Consider the following 12,055-nt stretch of genomic DNA (forward strand, 5'->3'; position numbering starts at 1 on the left):
TTATACCCGTTCAGTAAAAATGTGTAAACGAATTCATTGAAAAAAATACACTAATCTTGAAAAAATGTGATTTTTATAATTGACTGAGGTGAATAACGCTTAAAAAAAGAGAATTTATAACTTAAGGCGTATGATGTGGGCAGATAATGGAAATACAATTTAGTATCAAATAGATTCTATGAACTCTATGAGAAGCATAGAAATGGAGTAAGCAGCTTTTATCCCTATTCACTACCCGGCAGAGCTGCCGGTTATGGAGATGGTTATTTCAAGATGTTGTTAGGAGGTTTGGTTGGATGACAGCCGTTAGACAGGATGCTTGGAGTGCAGAAGATGATCTAATACTGGCAGAAGTAACCTTGCGTCACATTCGGGAGGGCAGTACACAACTTGCTGCTTTTGAAGAAGTGGGCGAGAAAATCGGCAGAACGTCGGCTGCTTGCGGATTCCGCTGGAACAGCTGTGTTCGAAAAAGCTATGAAGGCGCAATTGGAATTGCTAAAGGTCAACGTCAAAAGAGAAGTTACCTGAAAAAGCAACCGTCAGTAAGAGGAGCGCAGGTAGCGGGTCTGATTCTCGGGGATACCAATGAGGAGTTCGGACGAGGCGAAGGATTAAGTGAGAACACATTATCTATTGATGCGGTTATACGTTTCCTGAGACAATGGAAAGGTACGATCCAGGAGGCAGGACGCCAGCTGAAAATGCTGGAGAGAGATTTGCGCGAGAAGGAAGATGAATTAACAGAATTAAGATCTGAGAATGAGCGGTTGTCAAAAGAGGTTAATCTTGCTCAAAGTGACTACCGGGTAGTCAATGATGATTACAAAGCTTTAATTCAGATTATGGATCGTGCTCGCAGGCTCGCTTTTTTAAATGAAGAAGAAGAAGAAATGAAGACACGTTTCAAAATGGATGGGAATGGAAATTTAGAACGTATCGAATAAAAGATTGGCAAACTAAAACACCCGTAAGTGGTTCGCTTTATTAGCGCCATTTGCGGGCGTTTTAGTTTTGTATTGACATCTATAAAGGACGACAATGATAGTTCTTCTTGGTATATTAAGGATATACTTAGAAAAATTGCGCTTGAAATTAACAGGAGGATCAGATGAGAATCGATATAATTGGTGGGGGTTCACTTGGGCTGCTTCTGGCAGGGAGGCTGATCCAGTCCGGGAATGAAGTGAGATTGTGGTGTCGAGGGATAGAGCAGTGCCGGCAATTTGAGGATAAGGGCTTAACTGTGAGCTATGAAGATGGCCGTAATCCGATTTCGGTTTCAGGGGATCGATTTGCATCCGCACCAGTAGAGGGGTTTGCAGATGTCTATCTTCAAGAGCCAAGTGATTGGATCATAGTGACGGTTAAACAAAATATACTACATAATGTTTTACCTAAATTCCTATCCCCCCTCAGGGAAGAACAGGTACACATTATTTGTTTTCAAAATGGTACAGGACATATGGAGATGCTCAGAAACCTGCTGCCGAAAGCTAATTTATATGCTGCTGTAACAACAGAAGCTGCGAAGCGAAAATCTTTAACTGAGGTCATTCATGCAGGTGCGGGGGAGGTATGGGCAGGGGAATGGAGCTTAGAAAATGGACAAGCTCATATCATACATACTGATTTACAAGCTAATTATTTAATAGAAGTCCTCAATATGGCAGGATTCTCCGCCTTTTTGTCGAATGAAGTGGGTACCATGATTTACCGGAAGCTCTTAATCAATGCCGTTATTAATCCGCTCACGGCGATTTGGCGTATTCCAAATGGGGAACTGCTGGCATCAGAAGGGCGCCTGCAGTTAATGAGAGAACTTTTTAGAGAAGCTACTATGGTATATGATGCCTGCGGAGTTACTTATGATCATGATGCGTGGGATAACATCCTTAAAGTGTGCAGGACAACGGCTGGTAATACTTCGTCCATGCTGGCAGATGTTCTCGCTTCGAGAACTACTGAAATTCACTGGATCAATGGGAGTCTTGTAGAAATGGCAGAACGAAGTGGAACCTCGGTTCCTTTACATCGCTTGATCTGCCAATTAGTAGAGGGAATAAAGGTATGATCTCGGAGGGAGAGGTGAAGCAATGGGATTGCTGATGGATTCGGTTATTGCTTTAAGCTTGATTCCAATAATACCGTTTTTAATGGTTTATTTCATTGGAAGAGGCTTGAAAAAAGATAAAAAGAAAACTTTTATGCTCGCTATGGACGTAACCACATTTTTTTTATTATTATCAGTTTCAGCATTGTTTAACAACTTGTTTGATAACGGTTTTGGGTTTTATCTTATACTACTTATTGTATTAATATCCACTGGATTGATTGGCGGAGCTCAGAATCGACTGAAAGGAAAAGTAGATGGGAAGCGGTTATTTCGGGCAGTTTGGAGACTTTCCTTCTTTTTTATGAGCGCCGGATATTTATTATTTATGTTTGTAGGGCTAATTAAGTACATATCACAAGCGATGTAATGTTCCACTGCTCCGGTGAAGCGGCAACGTCACAAAAGTTTAAAGTTTTAATAAAAAAAGAATTTTCTGAAAACATACCACTAGATTTTTTTGACCACTGGTTGTATAATCATAAACCATATACCACATTCTATTTAGGGGGAACGCTAGATGAAGAAGAGTAAAAGTCTATTACTAATGCTTGCATTAGTACTTGTTATCGGCACAGTGCTTGCTGGCTGCGGCGGAAACAACGCGAACAGCGGCAATAAAGGTAATGCTGGTAACACTGGTAACACAGCAACTGGTAATGCGGCTACAGATGAGAAATTGGCTGCAGACCAAACATTGAGAATCAATCTAAGCGCTGAGCCTCCGACATTTGACCCAGGATTGGCACAGGATAGCCAAGCTAACACTGTCCTGAAAACAATGTACGAAGGTTTGACTCGCATGAATCCTGAAACAGGTCAAGCTGAACAAGGTGTTGCTGAAAGCTGGGACATTTCCGCTGACGGTCTGGTATATACTTTCAAACTCCGTGACTCACAATGGAGCAACGGCGATCCTGTAACAACAGAAGACTTCGTTCGCGCTTGGAAACGCGTGCTCGATCCTGCTGCTGCATCCGCTGCGCCTTACGCTGGTCAATTGTATTACATCAAAAATGCTAAGAAATACTTCAAAAAGGAAATTACTGATTTCAGTCAAGTAGGTATCAAAGCGGTTGATGAGAAAACTCTAGAAGTTACTCTTGAAGCGCCAACTCCATACTTCCTTGGATTGCTTTCCTTCTATACTTATTACCCTACTCATAAATCTACTGAGGGTAATGCTAAATGGGCAACAAGCAAAGACACTATGATCGTTAACGGTGCTTTCACTCTTACTGAGTGGACTACTGGACAAACTCTTGTTGTATCTAAAAACGATAAATACTGGGATAAAGATTCCATTAAACTTAGCAAAATCGACTTCTCCCTTGTAAACAGTGGTGCAACAGAACTGCTCAGCTACAAGAACGGTGAATACGATCGTGCGGGCGGACCTACTGGTGAAATTCCATCAGAACAAATTCCAATCGTACAAAAAGAACTTCCTAACGAATTCACCCGCAAAGGTATTGGCGCTGTTTACTACTACGAATTCAATATCACTGAAAAACCTTTCTCTAACGTTAAAATCCGTAAAGCTCTTGCAATGTCCATTAACCGTCAAGCTTTTATTGACAATGTAGTTCAAGGCGGACAATTCCCAGCATTCGGTTATGTACCTCCAGGTATCGCTGGTGCTGATGGTGAATACCGTACAGCAGTTAAAGATAACTATTTCACAGAAGATCTAGAACAAGCTAAAAAATTGCTTGCTGAAGGTCTGAAAGAAGAAGGTCTTACTAAACTGCCTACATTCTCACTGATTTACAACACAAGTGAAGGCCACAAGAAAAACGCTTTGGCGATTGCTGATATGTGGAAAAACAATCTTGGTATCGATGTACAAACCGTTAACCAAGAGTGGGGTGTATTTATTGAAAACCGTCAAAATCTGAACTACCAAGTTGCACGTGCTGGTTGGACTGCGGATTACAATGATCCAATGACTTTCCTTGATATGTGGGTAACAGGTGGCGGTAACAATGATACTGGTTATGCTAACCCTGAGTATGACAAACTGATCGAAGAAGCTAAAGCAACTTCTGACTTGAAAGTACGTCAAGACAAGTTTGCAGCAGCTGAAAAATTGCTTATTGAACAAGACATGGTCTTGATTCCATTGTACTACTACACTAACAACTCCCTGACTAAAGAGTACCTCAAAGGTGTTACTCTTGACTTCAGTGGTGCAATTGACTTGACTCGTGGATACTTGCTTGAGCACTAAGATTTTGCTCTAGTAATTTAAACAGAATAGTTAGTTGACTGAAGTAACACAATACTTCGGGATATATATGTGGAACTCCATATATATCCCTTTTTTTTGTATTTTCGGATATTTGTTATTTCTTGTTATTTATAACATATTTAGAAAATGGACAAAAATCCGTTTTTTTCATAAAATCAATATAATGCTCTAAAAAATTTGTCGGAGGAGGTGTGATGGGGATGGTTCGTTATGTCGCAAATAAATTCTTCTATATGTTGGTTTCATTATTGGTACTGATTTCAGCAACTTTTTTCTTGATGAAAGCTATTCCAGGGGATCCGTTTACTTCTGAGAAAAAAGTACCGCCAGAAATTAAAGCGCGTTTGATGGAGCAATATGGTCTGGACAAGCCGCTCTCTCATCAGTATTTTAAGTATTTAGGTGATATTGTCCAAGGTGATCTGGGTGTATCCATGAAACGGCTGAATCAAGATGTATCACATTTGATCGGTCAAACCTTTTCAGCGTCGCTGAAGCTGGGACTCGTCGCAATTGTTGTGGCGGTTATTGTTGGGGTTCTTCTCGGCATGTTAGCGGCACTCTATCACAGAAAGTTTCTTGACAGCGCCGCGATGGTGTTGGCAGTTCTGGGGATTGCGGTTCCGAGCTTTGTAGTCGCGTCATTATTACAGTATGTGTTCGCTTTCAAATTGGGTTGGGTACCGGTTTCAGGTTTTAAAGGGCCTATCTATTATTTCCTACCTGTAGCAGCGCTCTCGGCACAGCCAATAGCATTTATAGCTCGCTTGACCCGTTCAAGTATGCTTGAAGTTCTGAATGCGGATTATATCAAAACGGCTAAGGCTAAGGGATTAAGCTGGATGGCAATTCTGAGCCGTCATGTACTTCGAAATGGTATCCTGCCTGTTGTTACTTACATGGGACCTATGACAGCTAACATCGTAACTGGTTCGGTTGTTATCGAGCAGATCTTTGGTGTTGGGGGTATTGGTAAACAGTTCGTGGAAGCGATTGGTGTTCGTGACTATACCGTTATTATGGGGATAACCATTTTCTATGGTGTGCTACTCATGGTAGCCCGTTTCATTACTGATATTGCTTATGTATTGATTGACCCACGTATGAAATTAAGTGGAGGAAAGGAGGGCTAAAGAGTGGCAACTGATAATAATTTGGTTCCGAACAACATGAATTTAAAACCGGAAGATTTTCAAAAAATCGGTATGGATGAAAAAGAAGCCGAGGTAATTCAGCGGGAGAGTCTCTCTGCCTGGAAAGACTCTTGGCAACGGTTGCGTCAAAACAAAATGGCAATGACCGCGCTTGGGATTCTAGGCTTGATCGTGCTTGCAGCGATTATCGCTCCCTTATTCTCGAAATATAACTATTACTCCAATGACTTGATGAATACCAATAAGCCCCCTTCCTCCGATCACTGGTTTGGAACGGATGATCTTGGACGTGATATTTTCGTACGTACTTGGTACGGCGCACGGATCTCCTTGATCGTAGGTTTAGCTGCAGCAGCTATCGACTTATTCATTGGTGTTATCTACGGTGGAATTATGGGTTACTTCGGTGGCCGTGTAGATAATATCATGAACAAATTCTCTGAAATTTTGTACTCTATTCCTTATTTGCTGGTTGTAATTTTGCTCTTGGTTGTGCTTGAACCAAGTCTTGGTACAATCATCCTAGCTTTAACCATAACAGGCTGGATTACGATGTCATGGATTGTACGCGGAGAAATTATGCAGCTCAAGAATCGCGAGTTCGTATTGGCTTCCCGTTCCATGGGTGCAGGTTCTGCGAGACTGTTATTCAAGCATCTTCTGCCGAACGCCGTTGGTCCGATTATCGTAACCATTACACTTTCTGTACCAAATGCTATTTTTGCTGAGGCCTTCCTAAGCTTCTTGGGTCTTGGTGTACAAGCTCCTATCGCTTCACTTGGATCTATGATTAACGATTCACTCACCGGTTGGTTGTACTATCCATGGCGCTTCCTGTTCCCTGCCATTCTGATCAGTTTAACCATGCTTTCTTTCAACATTTTCGGTGATGGTCTTCGTGACGCGCTTGATCCTAAGCTGAAAAAATAGGAGGTTTATGGATGGAACCTATTTTACAAGTCAAAGATTTGCATGTTTCGTTTTTTGTTAAAGGCGGAGAAGTGCAAGCTGTCCGTGGTATGAATTTTGAAATTGGCAAAGGTGAAACGGTTGCCATCGTCGGCGAGTCCGGCAGCGGTAAGAGTGTAACTGCACAATCGATTATGCGTTTGATCCCTACCCCACCCTCTAAAGTGAAAAAGGGAGAAATTATTTTCCAAGGACAAAATCTGCTAGACAAAAGCATGAAAGAAATGGAATCCATTCGCGGTAAAGATATTGGCATGATTTTTCAAGACCCAATGACTTCTTTGAACCCAACCATCAAAGTGGGCAAACAGATCACTGAAGTTTTGATTAAACATCAGAAAATGTCAGCGGCCGAAGCGAAAAAGCAAGGTATAGAGATGCTTAAATTAGTTGGCATCACAAATGCTGAGGCTCGCTTTAACCAATATCCCCACGAGTTTTCAGGCGGTATGCGCCAGCGTGTAATGATTGCAATCGCGCTAGCCTGCCGTCCGGCTTTACTCATAGCGGATGAGCCTACAACGGCTCTTGACGTAACCATTCAGGCGCAGATCATGGAAGTTATGAGAGAGATGCAGCAAAAACTAGGTACCTCCATCATTTTGATTACCCATGATCTTGGCGTTGTTGCCGGTATGTGTGATCGGGTTATTGTAATGTATGCAGGTGAAGTTGTGGAGACCGGAACAAGATGGGAAATCTTTAAGAATCCACAGCATCCATATACCAAAGGTCTGCTGCGCTCAATGCCGCGTCTGGACCAAAAGAAAGGCGAGCCGCTTATTCCGATCATCGGCACACCGCCAGATCTGATCAAGCCGCCGATCGGCTGTCCGTTCACCGCGCGTTGCAACGAAGCAATGCATGTTTGCGAACAAATCGATCCCGGCGCCACAGAATTCAGCGAAACGCATATGGCGCGTTGCTGGAATCTGCATTCGATGGCCAAGGAGGTGCAGTACTCTTGAGTAAGAACCTAATAGAGGTAGAAGGTCTTAAGAAATATTTTAATGTGGGTCAAGGCAAGGTTCTTAAGGCTGTTGATAATATTAACTTCTCCATCCGTGAGGGCGAGACGCTTGGAATGGTAGGAGAATCCGGTTGTGGTAAGACTACTGCTGGACGTACAATTCTTCGCTTGTATGAGCCAACTGCCGGAAGTGTGAAATATAATGGTACAGACATTTATAAATTGCCGTCTAACAAAATGAAAGCTATGCGTCGTGACATGCAGATGATTTTCCAAGATCCGTATGCATCGCTTAACCCGCGTTTTACGGTTTCTGATATTATCGGCGAGGCACTGGACATTCATGGAATGGCTGGTAGCCGTGCAGAACGTAAAAAACGGATCGAAGAGCTGCTCGATATGGTTGGTCTTAACCATGATCACGCTACTCGTTATCCGCATGAATTCTCTGGTGGACAACGCCAACGTATTGGGATTGCCCGTTCGTTAGCGGTAAATCCTAAGTTCATCGTTTGTGATGAGCCGATTTCCGCGCTTGACGTATCCATTCAGGCTCAGGTTGTAAACTTGCTTAAAGAATTGCAAGATCGTCTGGGATTGACTTATCTTTTCATCGCGCATGATCTGTCTATGGTTAAACATATCAGTGATCGCGTAGCTGTAATGTACTTGGGTAAAATGGTAGAATTGGCGGAAAGTGAAGAGCTTTATGCAAATCCTATCCACCCTTATACCAAATCTCTCTTGTCAGCTATTCCAATTCCGGATCCGGAAATTGAAGTTAACAAGAAACGCATTCACTTACATGATGAGCTTGGTAGTCCTATTTATTCCGCTAACGAAAAGAGCAATGATAGTGACTTTGAATTAGTTGAAGTATCAAAAGGACACTGGGTAAGCAAGAAATTTGCTTAAATCCATAGCGAGTATAGACAGGCGGGAGCGTTATGCTCTCGCCTCTTGTATGTAGTGGGGATATTTAATAATCATTTTATAGTATAAGAAAATAATACGGCTGCTAATGTATTGCTTTTTTGCAAGTTGCAATTCTTTTGACGTGGCCCCTGACTTTGGATACAATCATAAAGAGTTTACGAACTTGGATTTACATATAACTGCTCAGTAGAACTGGAGGCACTAGCAAATGAATATTGTAAAGGAACCGCTCCCGGGTGGATCTGCACTCGCGCGCGACTATATAGAAAATTTTGAGAAGGTTAGTCATTTGTATGGTGGGGATTTTCGAAGTAGAGAGCGTAGAAGCATTCGGGCAGAATGGCTGGATCGTAATGAGAGTCTCCGTGCCGACCGAACACAAATTGCTGAGTGTCTACGACAATATAATGAAAAGCATAATTCACATGATGCGGTGAAGGCTTCACTAGCGCTTTTGGAACAGCAGGGAACGTTAGTGGTTACTGGTGGACAGCAAAGTGGATTATTTACAGGACCCCTACTTGTAGTGTATAAAGCAATGACAACTATTATGGCGGCAAAAGAAGCGGCTGAACAGCTCGACCGACCTGTAGTCCCATTATTCTGGATTGCAGGTGAGGATCATGACTGGGATGAAGTGAATCATACGTATGTATTGAATCGTACGCAGGAGATTACAAAGATTAAGATAGAGAAATCAGAGGAGAAACGCTCCTCGGTGAGTAATATTCGTGTAGAAGAGGAAAGCTGGCAGCAAGTAGTGGAACAACTGGATGGGCTGCTTCAAGATAGTGACTTCAAACTGCAAATTATGGAATTTATTCGATCTTCTTCATTTAGAGCAGATAGTATGACGGATGCTTTTGCCAAGCTAATGGGTTCTTTATTTGGTAAATTTGGTCTGATTCTGCTTGATTCTGCTGATCCTAACCTACGTAAGTTAGAAGAGCCATTCTTTACATCGCTAATTATGCAGAACGATGCACTGGAAACAGCGTATATGAATTCTGCTTCTGATATCGTGAATGCTGGCTATGAGCTTCAAGCTGACGTTACGGCAGGCAATGCCAACCTCTTTTATATTCATGAAGGTGTACGTTTGTTGCTTCATAAGAAAGATGGAGTTTTTGCCGATCGCAAGGACCAGGTATCGTTCACCCGTGATGAATTGCTAGAGGAAGTGAAGGCACATCCGAAACGCTTCAGCAACAACGTTCTGACACGCCCGCTTATGCAGGATTATGTGTTGCCGGTTCTAGCGACGGTGCTAGGCCAAGGTGAAATTGCTTATTGGGCCATTCCGCATCGTGCGTTTGAGGTGGTCGGGGGGCAAATGCCTTTGATCATCCCAAGAATGTCTTTCACAGTCGTAGAAGGTACACTTCATAAGCATATGGATAAATATCAACTAAGCTTTGAGGATGTAAGACAGGGACTAGATCGTAAAAGACATGAATGGTTGGCTGCACTGGATGAGCTGGGGATCGAACGTCGTTTTGAGGAGACCAAAGCATCTTTCTCCGCCATGTACGAACCGCTCATCGAACAGCTTGGAACTATACAGGCAGGTCTGCTTAAACTAGGGAATAACAATAAAGATAAGATTTTAGATCAGATTACTTTTTTACAGACGAAAGCCCAAGATGCAATGGTAAAACAGAATGAAGCTGCAATCCGTCAATGGGAGCGAATCGAGCTGTCGTTAATGCCACTGGGTAAACTGCAAGAAAGAGTGTACAATATCATGTATTACTTGAACCGCTACGGACTTCCATGGTTAGATGAGCTGATGGCTATTGAGCCGGATTATAGTGGGACGCATCGCATCATTTATATGTAGAGAAGTATTGCTCCATAAAACTTGGATTATGCTTACGAAGCGAGTTTTATTGCGAAGTAAAACATAGAAGTATTGCTCCATAAAACTTGGATTATGCTTACGATGCAAGTTTTGTACGAAGTAGATTCAGTGTAGTAACGCTCACAAAACTTTTAGGAGGTTTCATTATGAGTTCATCTAAACAAAATAGTATCGTGACTGATATGTCACTCGCACCCGAAGGACATTTGAAAATCGACTGGGTTCGTCAACATATGCCGGTATTGAACCGTATTCGTGAGCAGTTCGAAGCTGAACAGCCATTCAAAGGACTAAAAGTCTCCATTACGCTTCATTTGGAAGCTAAAACCGCTTATCTGGCGAAGGTAGTCAAAGCAGGCGGTGCAGAAGTAACTATTACTGGATCGAATCCTCTTTCTACACAGGATGATGTATGTGCGGCGCTTGTAGAGGATGGAATTACTGTATTTGCTAAATACAACCCGTCTCCTGATGAGTTCAAGGCCCTTAACATCAAGGCACTGGAAAGCAAACCGGATTTGATTATTGATGATGGTGGGGATTTTGCTACATTGCTGCATTCGGAGCGTCCTGATCTAATGGAGAATATTCGTGGGGGTGCTGAAGAAACAACAACCGGCATCATCCGTCTAAAAGCTCTTCAAAAGCAAGGTGTGTTGAAGTTCCCAATGGTCGCAGTAAATGATGCTTATTGCAAATATTTGTTTGATAACCGTTATGGCACAGGCCAATCCGCATGGGATGGAATTATTCGGACAACCAACCTGATCGTTGCGGGCAAAACCGTAGTTGTCGTCGGGTACGGCTGGTGCGGTAAAGGTGTTGCTATGCGTGCTAAAGGTTTGGGCGCAAAAGTGGTTGTCACAGAAGTGGATGCTATTAAAGCTGTTGAAGCACATATGGACGGTTTCGAAGTTATGCCTATTATGGAAGCCGCTAAGGTCGGTGATTTCTTCGTTACAGTAACTGGTAACCGTTATGTCATTCGCGGTGAACATTATGATGTAATGAAAGATGGAGCAATCATGTGCAATGCAGGCCATTTCGACGTTGAAGTGAATAAGCCTGAATTGTCTGAAAGATCCGTATCTCAGCGTACTGTTCGCAAAAATATTGAAGAGTACCAGCTTCGGGACGGACGTAAACTATATCTGCTTGCAGAAGGCAGACTTGTAAATCTGGGTGCTGCGGATGGACACCCTGCCGAAATTATGGATACGACCTTTGCGCTGCAGGCGCTGTCGCTGAAATATGTAAATGATAATTATAAGAGTATTGGCGTAAAAGTTGAAAATGTACCGTATGAGCTGGATGAGCAGGTAGCACGCTACAAGCTGGAAAGCCTGGGCATTAACATCGATAGTCTGACTCCAGCACAAGTGGATTATTTGGACAGCTGGAATCTGAACGATTAATAACTGAACGCACAACAATAAAGTATATTAACCAAGTGTACCTTGAACTGAAGCACCTTTTTTTATTTGGGGCCCCCCGCAAAGTACCTGAGTTCGCATCGAAGCAAAGCCCCACTTTGTGGGGATATTTAACAAAGCCATGCAGCGGACAAGATTCCGATTGTATGGCTTTTTTTGTGGAGAAATGATTTTTGGGTAACGATCATTCTGATTTAGCAAAAAATTCCTTTATCCAGAAAAAGGTTTTTGATTTTTAATGGCGAATCTATTATGCTTAAGTGGTGAAAAGTGGGGCAAAGTGGGGATTCGGGGATTAGGGGTGGGAAAAAGGATGTTCATGGGAGAGTATCAACACAGCATTGACGACAAAGGCCGAATCATTATTC

General features: G+C 42.6%; 10 protein-coding genes. All 10 read left to right on the forward strand.

Annotation, left to right across the window (positions count from 1 at the left end; all coding sequences use genetic code 11):
- The first annotated feature begins 296 nt into the window (after positions 1-296).
- The 10 genes from UQ64_RS02945 to UQ64_RS02990 all read left to right on the forward strand — a co-directional run bounded on the left by UQ64_RS02945 (position 297) and on the right by UQ64_RS02990 (position 11,669).
- A complete protein-coding gene (locus tag UQ64_RS02945) occupies positions 297-947 on the forward strand; it encodes an RsfA family transcriptional regulator (RefSeq protein ID WP_060622024.1) in 651 nt (216 codons plus the stop codon).
- Positions 948-1,111: 164 nt separating this feature from the next.
- A complete protein-coding gene (locus UQ64_RS02950; RefSeq protein WP_060622025.1) occupies positions 1,112-2,074 on the forward strand; it encodes a ketopantoate reductase family protein in 963 nt (320 codons plus the stop codon).
- 22 nt (positions 2,075-2,096) lie between these two features.
- A complete protein-coding gene (locus tag UQ64_RS02955) occupies positions 2,097-2,483 on the forward strand; it encodes a DUF3397 domain-containing protein (protein WP_060622026.1) in 387 nt (128 codons plus the stop codon).
- A gap of 150 nt (positions 2,484-2,633) precedes the next feature.
- Entirely contained in the window at positions 2,634-4,343 is a 1,710-nt protein-coding gene (locus tag UQ64_RS02960) for a peptide ABC transporter substrate-binding protein (RefSeq protein ID WP_060622027.1), read from the forward strand.
- A 221-nt stretch (positions 4,344-4,564) separates the two neighbouring features.
- Complete coding sequence (locus tag UQ64_RS02965; RefSeq protein ID WP_060622028.1) at positions 4,565-5,497, forward strand: ABC transporter permease; 933 nt, start codon at positions 4,565-4,567, stop codon at positions 5,495-5,497.
- Positions 5,498-5,533: 36 nt separating this feature from the next.
- On the forward strand, positions 5,534-6,448 hold the full coding sequence (locus UQ64_RS02970; protein ID WP_060622042.1) for an ABC transporter permease: 915 nt from the start codon (positions 5,534-5,536) through the stop codon (positions 6,446-6,448).
- A gap of 11 nt (positions 6,449-6,459) precedes the next feature.
- Positions 6,460-7,455, forward strand: a complete 996-nt coding sequence (locus UQ64_RS02975) for an ABC transporter ATP-binding protein (protein WP_060622029.1) — start codon at positions 6,460-6,462, stop codon at positions 7,453-7,455.
- Positions 7,452-8,372, forward strand: a complete 921-nt coding sequence (locus UQ64_RS02980; RefSeq protein WP_042190873.1) for an ABC transporter ATP-binding protein — start codon at positions 7,452-7,454, stop codon at positions 8,370-8,372. The genes UQ64_RS02975 and UQ64_RS02980 overlap by 4 nt, the downstream gene beginning before the upstream one ends.
- A gap of 229 nt (positions 8,373-8,601) precedes the next feature.
- Positions 8,602-10,233, forward strand: a complete 1,632-nt coding sequence (gene bshC, locus UQ64_RS02985) for a bacillithiol biosynthesis cysteine-adding enzyme BshC (RefSeq protein ID WP_060622030.1) — start codon at positions 8,602-8,604, stop codon at positions 10,231-10,233.
- A 164-nt stretch (positions 10,234-10,397) separates the two neighbouring features.
- Positions 10,398-11,669 carry an adenosylhomocysteinase gene (locus tag UQ64_RS02990; RefSeq protein WP_209445701.1) on the forward strand — a complete coding sequence of 424 codons (1,272 nt, stop codon included), beginning with the start codon at positions 10,398-10,400 and terminating at the stop codon, positions 11,667-11,669.
- Positions 11,670-12,055: the final 386 nt, after the last annotated feature.

It is taken from the genome of Paenibacillus etheri, from assembly GCF_001012825.1.
Lineage (GTDB): Bacteria > Bacillota > Bacilli > Paenibacillales > Paenibacillaceae > Paenibacillus_AQ > Paenibacillus_AQ etheri.

What these genes read in the sequence shown, in the direction of transcription:
- UQ64_RS02950 (WP_060622025.1), top strand. Translation starts at nt 1,112, where the DNA reads ATGAGAATCGATATAATTGGTGGGGGTTCACTTGGGCTGCTTCTGGCA.
- UQ64_RS02965 (WP_060622028.1), top strand. Translation starts at nt 4,565, where the DNA reads ATGGTTCGTTATGTCGCAAATAAATTCTTCTATATGTTGGTTTCATTA.
- UQ64_RS02955 (WP_060622026.1), top strand. Translation starts at nt 2,097, where the DNA reads ATGGGATTGCTGATGGATTCGGTTATTGCTTTAAGCTTGATTCCAATA.
- bshC (WP_060622030.1), top strand. Translation starts at nt 8,602, where the DNA reads ATGAATATTGTAAAGGAACCGCTCCCGGGTGGATCTGCACTCGCGCGC.
- UQ64_RS02975 (WP_060622029.1), top strand. Translation starts at nt 6,460, where the DNA reads ATGGAACCTATTTTACAAGTCAAAGATTTGCATGTTTCGTTTTTTGTT.
- UQ64_RS02960 (WP_060622027.1), top strand. Translation starts at nt 2,634, where the DNA reads ATGAAGAAGAGTAAAAGTCTATTACTAATGCTTGCATTAGTACTTGTT.
- UQ64_RS02945 (WP_060622024.1), top strand. Translation starts at nt 297, where the DNA reads ATGACAGCCGTTAGACAGGATGCTTGGAGTGCAGAAGATGATCTAATA.
- UQ64_RS02970 (WP_060622042.1), top strand. Translation starts at nt 5,534, where the DNA reads ATGAATTTAAAACCGGAAGATTTTCAAAAAATCGGTATGGATGAAAAA.